Source organism: Klebsiella michiganensis (assembly GCF_002925905.1).
Taxonomy (GTDB): domain Bacteria; phylum Pseudomonadota; class Gammaproteobacteria; order Enterobacterales; family Enterobacteriaceae; genus Klebsiella; species Klebsiella michiganensis.
Genome location: NZ_PRDB01000007.1, coordinates 145,657 through 162,278, shown reverse-complemented (window position 1 = coordinate 162,278; position 16,622 = coordinate 145,657). Strand labels below are relative to the sequence as shown.

At 59.1% G+C, this 16,622-nt stretch carries 15 protein-coding genes; 10 read left to right on the top strand and 5 right to left on the bottom strand.

Going from position 1 to position 16,622, the window contains the following annotated elements; translation table 11 throughout:
• Positions 1 to 66 precede the first annotated feature (66 nt).
• Both CDA56_RS16910 and CDA56_RS16905 read right to left on the bottom strand, forming a co-directional pair.
• Positions 67 to 546: a GNAT family N-acetyltransferase gene (locus CDA56_RS16910; protein WP_025108267.1), complete on the bottom strand. Its 480-nt coding sequence runs from the start codon at positions 544 to 546 to the stop codon at positions 67 to 69.
• Positions 546 to 1,448, bottom strand: coding sequence for a LysR family transcriptional regulator (locus tag CDA56_RS16905; protein ID WP_102802864.1), 903 nt, complete (start codon positions 1,446 to 1,448; stop codon positions 546 to 548). The genes CDA56_RS16910 and CDA56_RS16905 overlap by 1 nt, the downstream gene beginning before the upstream one ends.
• Positions 1,449 to 1,562: 114 nt before the next feature.
• Here CDA56_RS16905 and CDA56_RS16900 point away from each other — a divergent pair, with 114 nt between their 5' ends.
• From CDA56_RS16900 to CDA56_RS16885, 4 genes are all read left to right on the top strand, one after another.
• A complete protein-coding gene (locus tag CDA56_RS16900) occupies positions 1,563 to 2,414 on the top strand; it encodes a Vmh family MBL fold metallo-hydrolase (RefSeq protein WP_103814499.1) in 852 nt (283 codons plus the stop codon).
• A gap of 236 nt (positions 2,415 to 2,650) precedes the next feature.
• Positions 2,651 to 2,791: a stationary-phase-induced ribosome-associated protein gene (gene sra / locus CDA56_RS16895; RefSeq protein WP_004101955.1), complete on the top strand. Its 141-nt coding sequence runs from the start codon at positions 2,651 to 2,653 to the stop codon at positions 2,789 to 2,791.
• Positions 2,792 to 2,975: 184 nt separating this feature from the next.
• Positions 2,976 to 4,673: an NAD-dependent malic enzyme gene (locus CDA56_RS16890; RefSeq protein ID WP_049083649.1), complete on the top strand. Its 1,698-nt coding sequence runs from the start codon at positions 2,976 to 2,978 to the stop codon at positions 4,671 to 4,673.
• A gap of 321 nt (positions 4,674 to 4,994) precedes the next feature.
• Positions 4,995 to 6,707: an ABC-F family ATP-binding cassette domain-containing protein gene (locus tag CDA56_RS16885; protein ID WP_102802863.1), complete on the top strand. Its 1,713-nt coding sequence runs from the start codon at positions 4,995 to 4,997 to the stop codon at positions 6,705 to 6,707.
• A gap of 37 nt (positions 6,708 to 6,744) precedes the next feature.
• Here the strand turns inward: CDA56_RS16885 and CDA56_RS16880 are convergent, their stop codons facing one another.
• Positions 6,745 to 7,713, bottom strand: coding sequence for a bifunctional helix-turn-helix transcriptional regulator/GNAT family N-acetyltransferase (locus tag CDA56_RS16880; RefSeq protein ID WP_102802862.1), 969 nt, complete (start codon positions 7,711 to 7,713; stop codon positions 6,745 to 6,747).
• A gap of 201 nt (positions 7,714 to 7,914) precedes the next feature.
• A complete protein-coding gene (locus tag CDA56_RS16875) occupies positions 7,915 to 8,514 on the bottom strand; it encodes an inorganic diphosphatase (protein WP_014229291.1) in 600 nt (199 codons plus the stop codon).
• Between the two features lie 256 nt (positions 8,515 to 8,770).
• Between CDA56_RS16875 and adhP the strand changes: the two genes are divergently transcribed.
• Entirely contained in the window at positions 8,771 to 9,781 is a 1,011-nt protein-coding gene (adhP, locus tag CDA56_RS16870; protein WP_004120604.1) for an alcohol dehydrogenase AdhP, read from the top strand.
• A gap of 42 nt (positions 9,782 to 9,823) precedes the next feature.
• On the opposite strand, the gene CDA56_RS16865 is transcribed toward adhP, so the two are convergent.
• Positions 9,824 to 10,393, bottom strand: a complete 570-nt coding sequence (locus CDA56_RS16865; RefSeq protein WP_025108261.1) for a hypothetical protein — start codon at positions 10,391 to 10,393, stop codon at positions 9,824 to 9,826.
• A gap of 207 nt (positions 10,394 to 10,600) precedes the next feature.
• On the opposite strand from CDA56_RS16865, the gene CDA56_RS16860 reads away from it, so the two are divergent.
• Genes CDA56_RS16860 through CDA56_RS16840 form a run of 5 tightly spaced genes read left to right on the top strand, consistent with a single transcriptional unit; the run spans position 10,601 to position 16,613 of the window.
• On the top strand, positions 10,601 to 12,223 hold the full coding sequence (locus tag CDA56_RS16860; protein WP_025108260.1) for a TIGR04028 family ABC transporter substrate-binding protein: 1,623 nt from the start codon (positions 10,601 to 10,603) through the stop codon (positions 12,221 to 12,223).
• Positions 12,224 to 12,233: 10 nt separating this feature from the next.
• The gene (locus CDA56_RS16855) at positions 12,234 to 13,178 is read left to right on the top strand and encodes an ABC transporter permease (RefSeq protein ID WP_102803938.1); all 945 of its coding nucleotides are present in this window, start codon (positions 12,234 to 12,236) and stop codon (positions 13,176 to 13,178) included.
• Positions 13,175 to 14,026, top strand: a complete 852-nt coding sequence (locus CDA56_RS16850) for an ABC transporter permease (protein WP_047723864.1) — start codon at positions 13,175 to 13,177, stop codon at positions 14,024 to 14,026. Before CDA56_RS16855 ends, CDA56_RS16850 begins: the two co-directional genes overlap by 4 nt.
• Entirely contained in the window at positions 14,023 to 15,627 is a 1,605-nt protein-coding gene (locus tag CDA56_RS16845) for a dipeptide ABC transporter ATP-binding protein (protein WP_102803939.1), read from the top strand. The genes CDA56_RS16850 and CDA56_RS16845 overlap by 4 nt, the downstream gene beginning before the upstream one ends.
• Entirely contained in the window at positions 15,624 to 16,613 is a 990-nt protein-coding gene (locus CDA56_RS16840) for a putative FMN-dependent luciferase-like monooxygenase (protein ID WP_102803940.1), read from the top strand. The genes CDA56_RS16845 and CDA56_RS16840 overlap by 4 nt, the downstream gene beginning before the upstream one ends.
• Positions 16,614 to 16,622: the final 9 nt, after the last annotated feature.

Genomic DNA, 16,622 nt, shown 5'->3' with positions numbered 1-16,622 from the left:
TTTGATATGAAAGGGTTAAGTATAGAACCCCCTAAGGCATTTGGGCGGCGCGCGGCGTTTTTCAGATCAATCCGTCGGGATATTTTTACTCATATTAACGCCGGTAACGCGGAAACCCGCGGCGTCGTAGAGATGGCGCGCGCGCTGATTATCCCCGGCCACGCGCAGTTTAATTTGGCCGATCCCCTGGCTTTTCAGCGCATGCTCAAAAGCCGCCATCGCTTGTTTACCCAGGCCCTGTCCCTGAAACGCCGGATAAATATAAAAATCGCAGATAAAGGCGGAGCGCATTTCTTCGTCAGGCTTGTACCAGAGATAGCCGACCCGCTTTTCTGCGCCGTCACTGTCATCAAATAAGCAGCATAAAACCTGGCCGCGAGTATTGACGCCGTCGGGCAGATCCGCGGCGATTTCGCGCTGCGCCTGGGCTAACGCGGCCGCCGGCGAGAGCGCGTAATTGGCGGAGATTTCCGCCGCGTAGTCGGGGATAAAGTAGTCGAGATACGCGGGGTACTCCGTATCGCGCATTGGGCGAAGCACTATCATTAAAGGGTTCCTTTTATATCGTGAGTTTGCGCCAGTTTCTGCTGAATCTCACCGAGAAACAGCGGCAGCGCGCTTGGCTGATAGTCCCGTGAAAGGTAAATACCATATACGCTTAGCGCTTTTGGCCGCCAGGCCGGTAAAACCTGTTTCAGCGCCCCGCTGTTGAGCGCCCGCTGCGCCTCCAGCTCCGGCAGCATCGCGATGCCGCAGCCGGCGACCGCCGCCTCCATCAGCAGCGAGGAGATCCCGGCGCTAAGGTTGCCGGAAACCGCCACCGCCACGCTTTCGCCGCTGGCGTCGCTAAACTGCCAGGTCTGGCTGGCAAAATGGCTGTAATGCAGGCAGTTGTGACGAGTGAGATCTTCCGGCGTTTGCAGCGGACCGTTCTGCTGAAGCCAGCGCGGCGACGCGCACAGCACCGAACGACACACGCCAAGGCGGCGGGCGATAGCCCCGGGCTCCGGATTGTCGGTGATCCGAATCGCCACGTCGATCCGTTCGCCGATCAGGCTGACCGGGTGATTATTGATATCCAGCTCAAGGCGCAGCTGCGGATAACGGGCGAGAAAATCGGGGAGCAGCGGCGAAATCAGCTGCATCGCCGTAAAGTGAGCGCAGGCGACGCGCAGCGTCCCGCTGGGGATCGCACGCTCGCTTTGCCCGGCGATCTCATCCGACAGCTGCGTCAGGGTGCGCGTTTTTTGCAGCACCTTTTCCCCCGCAGCCGTGAGCGTCAGTTTGCGAGTTGAGCGATGGACCAGCCGGGTTCCCGCCCACTGCTCCATCTGTTCCAGATAGCGGCTGACCATCGGACGCGACATCCCCAGCGCGCGGGCGGCGGCGCTTAAGCTCCCCAGTTCACAAATGCGCATATACACCTGCGCGGCAATTACCCGATCCATAACTGATTTCCATCTGCACGTTTTATGAAACTCAGCATCTCTTTTTTCAGGAATTTTCGCAAATCATGAAATCCGTACAATAGCGCTCATTCACCTGACCAAGAGAAAACGAATATGAAATTATCTGCCCTTGCTATCGCGACCACGCTGTTCAGCACGTCAGTTCTGGCCGCGCCCCTAACGCTGCAAACCTACAACCCGCAGGAGAACGGCATTTTCGCGGTTAACTCCACCCTCGCCTCCGGCCCGCATGAAGCGGTGCTGTTTGACGCTCAATTCAGCGTCAAAGATGGCGAGAAGCTGGTTGAAATGATTAAGAAAAGCGGTAAAAAACTGACCCGCATCGTGATTACCTCCGGCGATCCGGACTTCTATTTCGGCCTCGAGCCGCTGGTGAAGGCTTTCCCGGATGTCAACGTGGTGGCGACCGCGGAAGTGGTTAAACACATTAACGCCACCAAAGCGGCCAAACTGGCCTACTGGGGCCCGCAGATGAAGGACGGCGCGCCGAAGCAGGTTTACGTCCCGCAAGCGCTGACGGCAAACACCTTCACCATCGACGGCGAAAAGGTTGAGATCCGCCAGCCGCAAAATTATGCCGCCTATGTCTGGATCCCGGCGAATAAAGCCATTCTTGGCGGGACCGGCGTGGCGTGGTGCATGCACGTCTGGACGGCGGATACCCAGAGCGTCGAAAGCCGCCAGCAGTGGATAAGTACGCTCGACGAGATGGCCGCGTTGCATCCGCAGCAGGTGATCCCCGGCCATTACCTGGGGACTCCGCCCGCAGGCGACCGCGCAATTACCTTTACCCGCGATTATCTGACCCAGTTCGAGCAGGCGCTCAACGCGCACAAAGATTCCGCCGGCGTTATCAAGGCGATGAAACAGCGCTGGCCAGGACTCGCGGAAGAGAGTTCGCTGGAACTGAGCGCCAAAGTGAATACCGGCGAAATGAAGTGGTAAGACTGGCTAACGTGCGGGCCTTTCTGCCGGATGGCGGGTGACCTCCTGTCCGGCCGACGAACCGGGGTTCGCTAAAAAGACTGTTCTTAATCTGCCGACTCAACGTTGCTAAACCCGGCAAAATGGGCCACGATGATTATCGCCGCGCTAAAAATGCGCGGCGTACTTAAGGGTTAAATTTCGTCCGACACCCGTCGGGCTTGTCCTTGAAACCGACACAGGATAAAGGAGTAAGAATGAAATCGAACCAACAGGCACGTCATCTTCTTGGTCTGAACTACAAGCTTTCTCAGCAGAAAAAAGTGCTGCTGGAAGGCGATGCGGAAACCACGGTTAACCATGTTCGCGCCACCGGCCGCAAGCGCCGCGGTGGCTAAATTTTCAGCTGAATGATGATAAAAACACCGTCCTCTCCCCGGGATGGTGTTTTTTTAAGACTATCGGCCTCATGTTTACCCTCCTTTGATGTCTTCTGCTTTATACTCTGCCCGCTGCCATTCCCTGCCAGCCCCCCGCCTGTCGCCGCGCCCGGGCTGAAGCGATTATCAAGGAGTTAGTGCGATGCAATTCACTCATAAGAAAAACCGCTCTCTATACATCCCTTACGCCGGCCCCGTGCTGCTTGAATTTCCGCTGCTCAACAAAGGCAGCGCCTTCAGCATGGAAGAGCGCAGCAGCTTCAACCTGCTGGGCCTGCTGCCGGAAGTGGTCGAAACTATCGAAGAACAGGCCGAACGCGCGTGGATCCAGTACCAGGGATTTAAAACCGAGATCGACAAGCACATCTACCTGCGCAATATCCAGGATACCAACGAAACGCTGTTCTACCGCCTGGTCGGCAACCACCTCGACGAAATGATGCCGGTTATCTACACCCCGACCGTCGGCGCCGCCTGTGAACGCTTCTCTGAGATCTATCGTCGCGCCCGCGGCGTGTTTATCTCTTATCAGAACCGCAATAACCTCGACGATATTCTGCAAAACGTACCGAACCACAACGTTAAGGTTATCGTGATGACCGACGGCGAACGTATTCTCGGCCTCGGTGACCAGGGTATCGGCGGGATGGGCATTCCTATCGGCAAACTGTCGCTGTATACCACCTGCGGCGGTATCAGCCCGGCCTACACGCTGCCGGTGGTGCTGGACGTCGGTACCAACAACCAGCAGCTGCTGGACGATCCGCTGTATATGGGCTGGCGCCACCCGCGCATCACCGACGACGAGTACTATCAGTTTGTCGACGACGTTATCCAGGCGATTAAAGCCCGCTGGCCGGACGTACTGCTGCAGTTCGAAGACTTCGCGCAGAAAAACGCCATGCCCCTGCTTAACCGCTATCGCCACGAAGTGTGCTCCTTTAACGATGATATCCAGGGCACCGCTTCGGTCACCGTCGGTACGCTGATCGCCGCCAGCCGCGGCGCGGGCAGCCAGCTGAGCGAGCAGAAAATTGTCTTCCTCGGCGCCGGCTCCGCGGGCTGCGGTATCGCAGAGCAGATCGTCGCGCAAATCCAGCGCGAAGGGTTAAGCGAAGAGGAAGCCCGTAAACGCGTCTTTATGGTTGACCGTTTCGGTCTGCTGACCGACGCCATGCCGAACCTGCTGCCGTTCCAGAGCAAACTGGTGCAAAAGCGTGAGCATCTGCAAACGTGGGACACCACGAATGATGTGCTGTCGCTGCTCGACGTGGTGCGCAACGTCAAACCGGATATCCTGATCGGCGTTTCCGGGCAGCCGGGGCTATTCACCGAAGAGATTATCCGCGAGATGCACAAGCACTGCCCGCGGCCAATCGTGATGCCGCTCTCCAACCCGACCTCCCGGGTGGAAGCCACGCCGCAGAATATCCTCAGCTGGACCGACGGCGCGGCGCTGGTCGCCACCGGCAGCCCGTTTGCCCCGGTCACCCTCAAAGGCAAACAGTACGTTATCGCCCAGTGCAATAACTCCTATATTTTCCCGGGAATTGGCCTCGGCGTTATCGCTTCGGGCGCATCGCGCGTGACCGATGAGATGCTGATGGCCGCCAGCGAAACCCTGGCGAAACATTCGCCGCTGGTGAATAACGGTGAAGGCCCGGTTCTGCCGGAGCTGAAGGATATTCAGAGCGTTTCGCGCGCTATCGCGTTTGCGGTGGGTAAAATCGCCCAGGAACAGGGCGTGGCGGTGAAAACCTCCGCCGAAGCGTTGCTGCAGGCGATCGCCGATAACTTCTGGCAGCCGGAGTACCGGAACTACCGGCGCACGTCGATTTAACCGGTAGATGAGTCATACAGGGGGCCTGCTTTGCAGGCCTTTTTTTATTCTCATCTGGTCAAAACCGCTTTCTCCCTCTACACTGCCAGCACCCATCAACTCACTGAATAAAAAAGGAGGATCCCATGTCGTACTGTGAAATGTTTTTTTCACGTGCATTTGGCGATCGCACCTGCTCAAGCGTTATCGGTATCGTGCTGCGATAACTTCAGCTTGAGCGAAGAAACCATAGACTAACTCCCTTCCCTCGGGCTTACCGGGTTATCGTCAGCGATGTTTGACGAGGCATTCACATGCCTGTAACTCTTGAGTAAGTTCACAATGAGCACATTACTAACTGCACAATCTCTTCATGTTGATACGGCGTTTGGCCCGCTGTTCACAAACCTCTCCTTTACCCTGAAAAAAGGCGACCGTATTGGCCTGATTGGCTATAACGGCTGCGGAAAAAGTACCCTGCTACAGGTGCTGGACGGCACGATCGTGCCCAGTTCGGGCAGCGTGGCGCTGGCCAGTCACTGTCTGATGGCGCGTGTGGAACAGCATCTACCCGATGCGCTGTTAGCGCAGCCCCTGCTGCAGGTGGTACTGGCGAAACTTCCCGCCCCTGAGCGTGAGAGTCAGCGCTGGCAAGCGGAGAGGCTATTGGCAGAGATGGGCTTTACGCCAGATGAGGCCGCGCAGCGGGCGTCAACCCTGAGCGGCGGTCAGCATACCCGGCTACTGCTTGCCAGGGCGCTGATTCAGCAGCCGGATCTCCTGCTGCTGGATGAGCCGGGAAACCACCTCGACCTGCCGACCCTCCTGTGGCTGGAAAGCTTCCTGCAAACCTGGCAGGGGAGCTTCGTTCTGGTGTCGCATGATAATATCTTATTGGATGCTGTAACTAATTCCAGTTGGATCCTGCGCGACAGAACGCTGCACGCCTTCTCCCTGCCCTGCAGCGCCGCCCGCCGGGCGCTGGAAGAGCAGGACGCCAGCGATGCGCAGCGCCATAAAGCCGAGCAAAAGGAGATCGACCGGGTCGCCGCCAGCGCCAAACGGCTGGCTATCTGGGGTCGGACCTATGACAACGAAGATCTCTCCCGCAAAGCCAAGCAGATGGAGAAGCAGGTTCAACGCCTGAAGGAGAGCCAAACCGAGCTGACCATGGGCACCCCCTGGCGGCTGGCGCTCCACGGCGACATGCTGCGGGCGGACCGACTGCTGGAGATGGAACAGCTCCCGGTTCCCCCCGCGCCCGGTCTGCCGGCCCTGTTTACCGCAGGCCTGGCTCGCCTGAAAAGCGGCGATCGGGTGGCGGTGATGGGCCGTAACGGCGGCGGCAAGTCTTCGCTGCTGCGTCTGCTGTGGCGGCAAATGCAGCAGGAAACGACGGAAAGCGGTTTGCGTCTGCACCCGCGGCTGAAGCCGGGTTATTACGACCAGACCCTGCATCAGCTGGCGGATGACGATACCCTTCTCGACGCGCTGGAGCCCTTTGAACCAGGCCCGGATGCGCGCAGGCGGGCGCTAATTTCCGCCGGATTCAGCTGGCCGCGTCACGGGCAAAAGGTCGCCACCTTAAGCGGCGGCGAGCGTTCGCGCCTGCTGTTCGTCGGCCTCTCTCTGGCCCGCTATAGCCTGCTGCTGCTGGATGAGCCCACCAACCATTTAGATATGGATGGCAAAACGGCGCTGGCGGCTACGCTGCGCGACTATCCCGGCGGCCTGCTGCTGGTGAGCCACGATCGCGAGCTCATTAACCGCAGCTGCAATCGCTTCTGGCTTATCGACGAGCGCGGGCTGAGCGAATGGCACAGCAGCGAAGAGGTGTATGAGATTTTGCGCACCGCCGTTCGTCGTCCGGCGACGCAGGCCGCGACGGTGAACAGTAGCGAACCGGAGGAGGACCAGGATGCGCTGCTGGAGCGGTTAGTCACGCTTGAGCAGCTGCTGGCCGACGATCTGGCGCGCAAACCAAAACATCAAAAACCGCAGCTGCAGGCGCAGTGGCGTAAGGAGATAACAACGATTGCGACGTTATTAGGCTAACAGGCGCTCTCCCGGCGCGGCGATCCGCGCCGGGAGATTATTCCGCGCCGGCAGGCGCAACGGGTTTGACCCGACTAAACTGCTGCTCGGTCATCATCCGCCCCCACTGATCCCCCTGCCACGCTTTATCCAGCGTAAAGCCGAAGGATTCATACAGCCTGCGGGCGGCGTTCAGCCCGCTGAAGGTCCACAGCCGCACCGCGGTGAAGTTCTGGCTATCGCAAAAGGCCATCGCTTCATTCAGCAGACGTCGGCCAACACCGCTTCCCCGGCAGCTATCGTCGAGGATAAACCAGCGCAGATGCGCTTCATTATTACCAAGATCCTCGCCGTCAATCGCCACCGATCCGACAATCTGCTCACCCTGAACGGCAAGCCAAACCCGGTTGCACGGTTTCTCAAGACGACCGGAAAACTCCGCTAGCCCGCTGGCCACTTTGCTCTCGAAAAAGTGACCAAATTCATAATGCTTCGCATAGTACTCGCCGTGCATCTGCGTAATGCGGCCAATCATTCCCGGACGATAGCCGGTAACGATATCAATCGCCTTTTTCGCGGCGGTCGCCTCAGCGTCGCGACATTTTTCCAGCGCCCCGGCCCAGGCGGTGAGCCCCTGCGCAACACATTGTTTCTGCTCATCGCTCAGGTGCGCCAGCGCGTTGACAACCCGCATTGCGCCGTAGGCGTTAATTTTATCGACTGTCGCCGCGCCTTTGGCGGTTAACGCAAGCTGCTTGAAGCGCCCGTCGCCGGCGGAGGGTTTTTCCTGGAGCTCGCCGGCGGCCAGTAGTCGGGAAAGCATTCGGCTAACGCTCGATTTATCGAGCCCGAGGATCTGTACCAGCTGCGCGGCGGTCATCGCCCCGCGGAGCGATATTTCCAGTAAGGTGTGCACGGCGGAAGGTGAATAGTCCGTGGCGGCAAGCGTCGCGCTCATAAAGCCCAGCTCTCGCACCATCAGGCGCGACGCGGTACGAATTTCATCAACAAGCGGGAACGTCGTCATGGTCAGGCAGCCTGGTCAACAAATGGTTGCATCATACAACCACCATCCGAACGCGGCTGTCAATGCCCGGGGCTTCCCGGCCGCCCGGCAGGGTTAGCATCATGTCGGGGGTAATCAGCGCTTTCGTAGCGTATTGCCTCACTCTGCGGAGAATAAGGCGAAGAAAAAGCGACAGGCACCGGGCGATGCCTGTTTTTCCGCTTATTGCGGATTTTTCTCTTTCCAGGCATCCCATGCCGCTTTAATTTCCTGCTTCGCGGCGGCGGCATCGTTAAAGCCGTTCAGCTCCACTTTTTTACGCCCTTCCGGCAGCTGTTTGTAAACGCGGAAGAAAGCCTGCAAACGCTCCTGCTCAATTTTCGGCAGATCGCCGATGGTGTTGATGTCATCGTAGGTTGGGTCGATTTTGCTTGCCGGAACGGCAATGATTTTGTCGTCCTTCTCGCCGCCATCAATCATCTTGAGCACGCCAATCGCGCGCAGCTTAATCAGCGTTCCCGGCGCCATCGGCGCGCGGGTATAAAACACCACGTCCAGCGGATCGCCATCCCCTGCCAGGGATTGCGTCAGCGAACCGTAGTTAGCCGGATAGGCCACCGGCATCGACTGAAAACGATCGGCGATCAGAAATCCGGTTTTGGCGTCGGTTTCATATTTGATAATGCCGCCCGCGGGAATTTCGGTCACGGCATAAAACTCTTCAGGGTTGTTTTTCGGCTGCGGGAAATCCAGTACGTTCTGCGCCTGAACGGTAGCGGAAAGCAGAAGGCCTGAGGCAAGGAGTGTTTTTACCAGATGCATTGTCGTGTCGCTCTATCGTTATAAGAAATTGAAAAACAGAACGATAGAGGCCGCAAATGAAGCGTGTATGACGTAACGATGACAGTAATGTGACGCGAATTTCATTAATAAATCTGATTAAAAAATCGGCGCACCAAGCTCACCCCGGCAAGGAATATCTATTATTCCCTTGATTTAATGAATATTTAAGCTAAACCTTAGCATGCGTAAAAAACAAAATTGTGTTAATACGCTTATGTTCAATAAGGAGAACAGAATGAAAGCTGCTGTCGTCACGCAAGATCACCAGGTCAATGTTACGGAAAAAACGCTTCGTCCCCTGCAACATGGCGAAGCCCTTTTAAAAATGGATTGCTGCGGCGTATGTCACACCGACCTGCACGTTAAGAACGGCGACTTTGGCGATAAAACCGGGGTCATTCTGGGCCATGAAGGCGTGGGCGTTGTGCAGCAGGTCGGCCCCGGCGTTCATTCTCTGAAGCCGGGCGATCGCGCCAGCGTGGCGTGGTTCTTCGAAGGCTGCGGGCATTGTGAATATTGTAACAGCGGCAACGAAACGCTGTGTCGCTCGGTGAAAAATGCCGGCTACACCGTGGATGGCGGTATGGCGGAAGAGTGTATCGTCATGGCCGATTATGCGGTCAAAGTGCCGGACGGGCTCGATTCTGCGGCGGCCAGCAGCATCACCTGCGCGGGCGTCACCACCTATAAAGCGGTCAAAGTCTCACATATCAAACCCGGCCAGTGGATTGCCATTTATGGCCTCGGCGGCCTCGGCAATCTGGCGCTGCAGTATGCCAAAAACGTGTTTAACGCCAAAGTCATCGCCCTTGACGTTAATGATGAACAGCTGAAGCTGGCCGCGGAAATGGGCGCGGACCTGACCATCAACTCCCGCAGCGAAGACGCGGCCAAAATTATTCATGAGAAAACCGGCGGCGCGCATGCCGCGGTGGTAACCGCAGTCGCCAAAGCGGCGTTTAACTCAGCGGTGGATGCGGTTCGCGCCGGCGGACGCGTGGTGGCGGTGGGCCTGCCTCCGGAAGCGATGAGCCTGGACATTCCGCGTCTGGTCCTCGACGGTATTGAAGTGGTGGGTTCGCTGGTCGGTACCCGTCAGGACCTGACCGAGGCCTTCCAGTTTGCCGCGGAAGGGAAAGTCGTACCGAAAGTGACCCTGCGTCCGCTGGGCGATATCAACGCCATCTTCAAGGAGATGGAACAGGGACAGATTCGCGGCCGTATGGTCATTGATTTCCGCCGCTAATCTTCGGACCTCTCCCGCTACGGGAGAGGTTTAATTGTCCCTTTACACGCACGGCCCCGTTGCGCAACCGTACATCATCACCAGCGGAAATAGCGGCACCAGCGGAATCAGGGCGATCTCTCCCAGAGGGCTAATGGTCTGCGTTTTATCGTTAATTGACACGACGACGGGTCTGGCAAGGCGATAAGCGTCATCCAGCTCATTGGGATCAACGGTTGACCAGAAACCGGTCGCTTTAAACAGTACGCCAAGATGGTCGTTGTCCAGCGCGGTCGCATGATACTGGGTGGTTAACAGACTTAGCTGACTGGCATCCAGCCTGCGCTTGTCGAGCACCACCAGATATTCCGCAACAACCTCATGCTGTTTCACGACAAAATTCACCCGTACGCCGGATGCGACCTTATTGAAGCGTTCGTAGAAAGTATTATAACGCTGGTACTCCTGCGGCACCCCTTTACGGAAGAATCGATAGCTGTATTTGTTTGAATTGGCAATGATGCCCGACTCAATAGGTTTAACCTTAATAATGGTATCAGTAGAGGGCAAATTGGGTGCGCTGGTACAGCCTGCCAGCACCGTCATCGCCAACATCAGTAAATACTTCAGCATCGTCGCTATCCCTTTATTACGCTGACTATCTCTCAGTCATTAAATTATCCAGCATGAGTTTCAGCTGAAAGGCATGTAAATACCAGCCCCTAAAAATCGAGCCGGGTATAAATGCTTTTTATGCAAATGCTTAGCGCAAATCCTTACTTCCTTTGTTAAAACGCGCGCCCGATGATGGCCAAACAAGAGATAACAAAGGAATTCACCATGCACACCCGTTTTCGCCTGCCCGCGCTGGCGGCATTTTTTTTGAGCGGCGCGTTTTCCGCGTGGGCCGCCGACGCGCCGGTTAAAGGCGGCACGTTAATTTATCTGGAGCAGCAGCCGCATACCAATCTTTATCCCCCGGCCGGAGGCTTTTATCCTAACGGCGGTATTCTTAATCAAATAACCGATAAGCTAACCTGGCAAAATCCAAAAACCTTACAAGTCGAACCGTGGATTGCCGAAAGCTGGAGCGCCAACGCGGATAAAACCGAATATACCTTTAAGATTCGCCCTGGCGTCACCTTTTCTGATGGCACCCCGCTTGACGCCAATGCGGTTGCCAAAAACTTTGATACCTACGGCCTCGGTAATAAAGCGCACCGCCTGCCGGTGTCCGAGGTGATTAATAACTACGATCGCAGCGAAGTCATCGATCCGCTGACGGTTAAGTTCTACTTTAAAAAGCCCTCGCCGGGATTTCTGCAGGGCACCGCGACCATCGGCTCCGGGCTGGTTTCCCTGAGCACCCTGGCGCGAAATTTTGAAGAGCTGGGCGACGCCCGCCATATTATTGGCTCCGGGCCTTTTACGGTTAAAGATGAAAAGCCGGGACGTGAACTCGCTCTGGTCGCACGTCAGGATTATCAATGGGGGCCGAAAAGTCTCGCCCAGCAGGGGCCAGCGAATCTCGACGGCATAACCTATATCGTCACCCCGGAAGATGGCGTACGCGTTGGCGCGCTGCTGGCAGGTCAGGCCGATTTTATTCGCCAGGTGCAGGCCTATGATGAAAAGCAGGCAACCGATCGGGGCTTTAAAATCTATGCCGCCCCGACGCGCGGCGTTAACGACAGCCTGAGCTTCCGCCCGGATAATCCGCTGGTTGCCGACCTGCGCGTTCGTCAGGCGCTGCTGCACGCCACCGACGCCAGACAGGTGGTTGAAACCCTGTTCTCCGCCAACTATCCGCAGGCGACCTCCGTCGTCGCCAGCACCGCGGCCGGATACGTTAACCTCAGCGATAAGCTGGCTTTCGATCCGGCCAAAGCGAAACAGCTACTTGATGAGGCGGGCTGGAAACCGGCCGCCGACGGTATACGGGTCAAAGATGGCCAGCGCCTGGCATTAACCGTCTATGAATCCCTGCCCCAGCCGCAAAACAAAGAGGTACTCCAGCTTGTCGCCCAGCAGTGGCGCCAGGTCGGCGTTGCGCTGGCGGTCAAAGCCGGTGATGCCGGCAGCCGTACGCTGGACAGCCTCGACCCGTTGAAAACGCCGCTTACCGTGTCGGAAGTGGGCCGCGCCGACCCTGACGTGGTGAAAAGCATGTTCTTCCCCGCTAACCGCGACGCGCTGCTGCAAAAAGGCGGCTCCAGCGACAAAGTACAACGCTTCCGCGACGATAAGCTCAACGCGCTGCTGACCGCGATCTCAGCCGAAGTCGAGCCGCAAAAACGCCTCCAGCTCACCGGCGACGCCCAGCGCTACCTGCTGGACAACGCCTACGTGATCCCGATATTTGAAGAGCCGCAGGTCTTTGCCGGCGCGCCGTGGGTGAAAGGCGTCAGTTTTGAAGCGGTAGGCCGTCCGTCGTTCTACGGCGCCTGGCTGGAAAAGCACTAAGGAGCCCGCGATGAGCCACTATCTTCTGCGGCGGTCCGGTCAGGGTTTACTGGTGCTGTGGGCCGCGTTTACCCTCTCCTTCGTCCTGTTACAGGTGCTACCCGGCGATGCGGTACTGATCAAGTTTCAGAATCCGGATCTGGGGCTCAGCCCTGAGCAGATCGCCGAAATGCGCCTCGCCTACGGGGCCGATAGCCCGCTGTGGAGACAGTACTTCCATACGCTGATGGCCATGCTGCGTGGCGATTTTGGCTATTCGCTGCAGGCCGGGCTGCCGGTCAGCGCGCTTATCGCCAGCAACCTGCCGGAAACATTAAGCCTGGCGCTGCCCGCCTTTACTCTGGCGGTGGCGCTGGCCTTCGCCCTCGCCTTCGCCTCACGGCTGCCGGGCCTGCGCTGGCTCAGCAACGCGCTACAATCCCTGCCGGCGCTGTTTATCTCGCTGCCGACGTTCTGGCTCGGCATCGCCCTGATTCAGATTTTCTCCTTTCAGCTGCGCTGGATCCCGGTGATCAATCCCGGGCCGATTGAGGGGCTGATTTTGCCCATTATTGCCGTCGCGGTGCCGATTTCCGCTCCGCTGGCGCAAATCCTGATACGCAGTCTGGATCAGGTCGCCGCGCAGCCGTTTGTCGCCGTTGCCCGCGCCAAAGGCCTGAGCGAAACCGGCGCCCTGTGGCGGCACGTTACCGGCAACGCCCTGCTGCCGGTGCTCAACATCGCCGGTCTGCTGCTGGGGGAACTGATCGCCGGCGCGCTGATTACCGAAACCGTGTTTGGCCGCGGCGGTCTGGGCCTGCTGACGCAGCAGGCCGTTAATAATCAGGATATCGCGGTACTGCAGGCGGTGGTGATGATCTCTGCCCTCGGTTTCGTGCTGATTAATCTGCTGGTCGACCTGCTGATGCCGCTGTTCGACCCGCGCCTGAAAACCGTTATCGGAGGTGCCGTATGAGCCTGGTGGATTACGCAACCGCCGCGCGCCGCCGCACGTCAAACTGGCGTACGCGGCGCGTCCAGCCCGGTCTGCTGCTGGCCTGGGCGGTGATGATCGTTGCCGCGCTGATGGCTATCGCTCCGCAGCTGTTTACCGCCTATAGCCCGCTGGAAGGGTTCCCCGGCGCCCAGCGGCTGGCCCCGCAGGCCGGCCACTGGCTGGGAACCGACCAGCTGGGCCGCGATCTGTGGAGCCGCATCGTCTTCGGCGCCGTTCATTCGCTTTCCGCCGCGCTGGCGGCGGTGGCGATCGGCCTGTTTATCGGTACCGCGCTGGGCACGCTGGCCGGCGCGCTGGCGGGACGCGTGGAGTCGGCAATCATGCGCCTGGTCGACGTGCTGCTGGCGATCCCCTCTTTATTACTGTCGCTGACGGTCATCATTCTGCTCGGTTTCGGCACGCTCAACGCCGCCGTCGCGGTAGGCGCGGCGGCCGTCGCCAGCTTTGCCCGCCTGGCGCGAGCGGAGGTGGTCCGCGTACGCCACAGCGACTTCGTCGAAGCGGCCTACGGCAGCGGCGGCACCTTTTTCGCCGTTTTCTGGCGGCATATTCTGCCCAACTCGCTCACCGCGGTGCTGGCCTTTGCCACCCTCCAGTTCGGCCAGGCCATTCTGGCGCTCTCGACCCTGAGTTTTCTCGGCTACGGCACGCCGCCGCCGGTCCCGGAGTGGGGTCTGCTGATCGCCGAAGGCCGCAACTATCTCTCCACCGCCTGGTGGCTGACCACCCTTCCCGGTATTGCGGTGATTGCGGTCGTGCTCGCCGCCAACCGTATTAGCCGTCAATTTAGCGGAGAACGCCGATGAATGTTTTAAGCGTAGAGCATCTGCGCATCAGCTATCGTTCACAGCGTGAATGGCGCGAGGTCGTGCACGACGTGAGTTTTCAGGTCAAACGCGGCGAAATGCTGGCGTTTGTCGGTGAATCCGGCTCGGGTAAAACCACCACCGCGCAGGCGATTATTGGCCTGCTGGCGGATAACGCGCGCCGGGACAGCGGGCGTATCTTGATTAATGGCGAAGATATCAGCGGCTGGTCCGCTAAACGCCTCGACGGCCTGCGCGGCGCGCGGATTAGCCTGGTGCCTCAGGATCCGGGCAACTCCCTGAATCCGGTGAAAACCATCGGCGCGCAGGTGGGCGAAATCCTGCGTCTGCATCAAAAAAGCAGCGTCGCGGCGCGTAAAGCGCAGGTGCTGGCGCTGCTGACCAAAGTTGGGCTGAGCCACCCGGAACAGCGCATCGATCAATATCCCCACCAGCTTTCAGGCGGTATGAAGCAGCGGGTGCTGATTGCTATCGCGATCGCCCTGAAACCCGACTTAATCATTGCCGATGAGCCCACCAGCGCCCTCGACGTGACGGTACAGAAACGGATCCTCGACCTGCTGGATACGCTGCGCCGGGAGTCCGGCACGGCGGTACTGTTCGTCACCCACGATCTGGCGCTGGCGGCGGAACGCGCCGACCGCCTGCTGGTCTTTCGCCACGGCGAGATTCAGGAACAGGGCGCGACCGGCGATGTCATACGTACGCCGCAGCATACCTATACCCGCCAGCTGCTCAGCGATCTCCAGGGTTCGACGCTGACCATTGCCCCGGCCAGCGGGCGCGTGCTGGCGACCCCGGCGATCCGCGTGGAGGGCATCAGCAAGCGCTTCTCATTAGGCTCCGCGCATTTGCAGGCGCTGGACGCCGTGAGCTTCGAGGTGAAGCGCGGCAGCACCCACGCGCTGGTCGGCGAGTCCGGCTCCGGCAAAACGACGCTTGCGCGGATCCTACTGGGATTCGAAAAGGCCGATAGCGGCCATATCGCTATCGACGGTATCGATGCCGGGCATCTCAGCCGCGAGGCGCTCCGCCAGCTGCGGCGTAAAATTCAGTTCGTTTACCAGAATCCTTTTGCCTCGCTGGACCCGCGGCAAACGCTGTTTGAGATTATCGAAGAGCCGTTAAAAAACTTCGACCGCCTCAACGCCGAAGTGCGGCGCCAGCGCGTCGAAACGGTCGCCGCCCGCGTGGCGCTCGCTCCGGAGCTGCTGTCGCGAACCGCCCGTGAGCTTTCCGGCGGCCAGCGGCAGCGGGTGGCCATCGCCCGCGCCTTAATCCTTGAACCGACGATCCTTGTCCTCGATGAAGCGACTTCGGCGCTGGACGTCACGGTGCAGGCGCAAATTCTCGCGCTGCTGCAGCAGCTTCAGCAGCAGCTGGGGCTGAGCTATCTGTTTATCACTCACGATTTGGCGACGGTGCGCCGTATCGCCCACAGCGTGACGGTGCTGCGGGCGGGCCAGGTGGTTGAACACGGCGACGTCAGCCGACTGTTCAGCGCCCCGCAGCATGACTATACCCGCGAGCTTATCGCCGCGATTCCCCACTTTTCATCCCCGAGCAAGGAGGTTGCATGACGCGTAAACGACTGGGCTTTTTCACCCGTCTGCTGGACCACGCCACGCCTAAAGAGCGCTACCGGCTGGCCACCGAGCAAATTCGCCACGCGGAACGCCTGGGATTCGACAGCGCGTGGATCGCTCAGCACCATTTTCATGAGCACGAAGGCGGCCTGCCGTCGCCGCTGGTCTTTCTCGCCCACGCCGCGGCGCACACCGAGCGCATTCGTCTTGGCACCGCCATTATCACCCTGCCAATGGAAAACCCGCTGCGGGTGGCGGAGGATGCGGCGGTGCTGGATCTGCTCGCCGATGGACGGCTGGAGGTGGGCTTCGGCTCCGGCGGCACCCCCACCTCGTTTTTACCCTTCGGGCTGACGGTGGACCAGCGCAGCGCGGTATTTGCCGAACACCTGCATCTGATTCAAAGCGCCTGGCGCGGGGATTCGCTCTCGCACCCGGATAATCATCTGTACCCTCAGGCACCGCAGCTGGCGGAGCGCATCTGGATTGCCACCTTTTCCATTGAGGGGGCGGTTCGCGCGGCTCAGGCCGGGCACGGGCTGATGCTCTCGCGCACGCAGCCGCGTCCGGCTGGACAGCCCACGCTGCCGCTGGACGCTATCCAGAATCCGATTATTGACGCCTATCTCGCCGCGCTGCCGGCGGGCGTCGAGCCAAGGATCCTCGCCTCGCGGACGGCCTTTGTCGCCGATAGCCAGCAGTATGCACTGCAGGTCGCTGAACCCGGCCTGCGCCAGCAGGCTGCCCAGCATCGCGCCGCAGGTCATGATATTATTGGTGACACTGTCACTGATTTTTTGCCGCAGCTTGACGCGCACGTTGGCGACCCGCAGCACGTCGCCGCTTCGCTGGCCCGCGATAGCGTCCTGCGGCGGGTAACCGATATTTCGTTTCAGGTGCACTCCGTTGAACCCTCGCACCGCGACACGCTTCGTTCCATTGAGCTGATCGCTCAGCATATTGCCCCGCAGATACGATAAGGAGTCACC

Excerpts from the sequence above, each read along its gene's own strand:
- CDA56_RS16850 (WP_047723864.1), top strand. The coding sequence starts at position 13,175 with ATGAGCCTGGTGGATTACGCAACCGCCGCGCGCCGCCGCACGTCAAAC.
- sra (WP_004101955.1), top strand. The coding sequence starts at position 2,651 with ATGAAATCGAACCAACAGGCACGTCATCTTCTTGGTCTGAACTACAAG.
- CDA56_RS16845 (WP_102803939.1), top strand. The coding sequence starts at position 14,023 with ATGAATGTTTTAAGCGTAGAGCATCTGCGCATCAGCTATCGTTCACAG.
- CDA56_RS16910 (WP_025108267.1), bottom strand. The coding sequence starts at position 546 with ATGATAGTGCTTCGCCCAATGCGCGATACGGAGTACCCCGCGTATCTC.
- CDA56_RS16885 (WP_102802863.1), top strand. The coding sequence starts at position 4,995 with ATGAGCACATTACTAACTGCACAATCTCTTCATGTTGATACGGCGTTT.
- CDA56_RS16875 (WP_014229291.1), bottom strand. The coding sequence starts at position 8,514 with ATGCATCTGGTAAAAACACTCCTTGCCTCAGGCCTTCTGCTTTCCGCT.
- CDA56_RS16900 (WP_103814499.1), top strand. The coding sequence starts at position 1,563 with ATGAAATTATCTGCCCTTGCTATCGCGACCACGCTGTTCAGCACGTCA.
- adhP (WP_004120604.1), top strand. The coding sequence starts at position 8,771 with ATGAAAGCTGCTGTCGTCACGCAAGATCACCAGGTCAATGTTACGGAA.
- CDA56_RS16880 (WP_102802862.1), bottom strand. The coding sequence starts at position 7,713 with ATGACGACGTTCCCGCTTGTTGATGAAATTCGTACCGCGTCGCGCCTG.
- CDA56_RS16860 (WP_025108260.1), top strand. The coding sequence starts at position 10,601 with ATGCACACCCGTTTTCGCCTGCCCGCGCTGGCGGCATTTTTTTTGAGC.
- CDA56_RS16855 (WP_102803938.1), top strand. The coding sequence starts at position 12,234 with ATGAGCCACTATCTTCTGCGGCGGTCCGGTCAGGGTTTACTGGTGCTG.
- CDA56_RS16905 (WP_102802864.1), bottom strand. The coding sequence starts at position 1,448 with ATGGATCGGGTAATTGCCGCGCAGGTGTATATGCGCATTTGTGAACTG.
- CDA56_RS16890 (WP_049083649.1), top strand. The coding sequence starts at position 2,976 with ATGCAATTCACTCATAAGAAAAACCGCTCTCTATACATCCCTTACGCC.
- CDA56_RS16865 (WP_025108261.1), bottom strand. The coding sequence starts at position 10,393 with ATGCTGAAGTATTTACTGATGTTGGCGATGACGGTGCTGGCAGGCTGT.
- CDA56_RS16840 (WP_102803940.1), top strand. The coding sequence starts at position 15,624 with ATGACGCGTAAACGACTGGGCTTTTTCACCCGTCTGCTGGACCACGCC.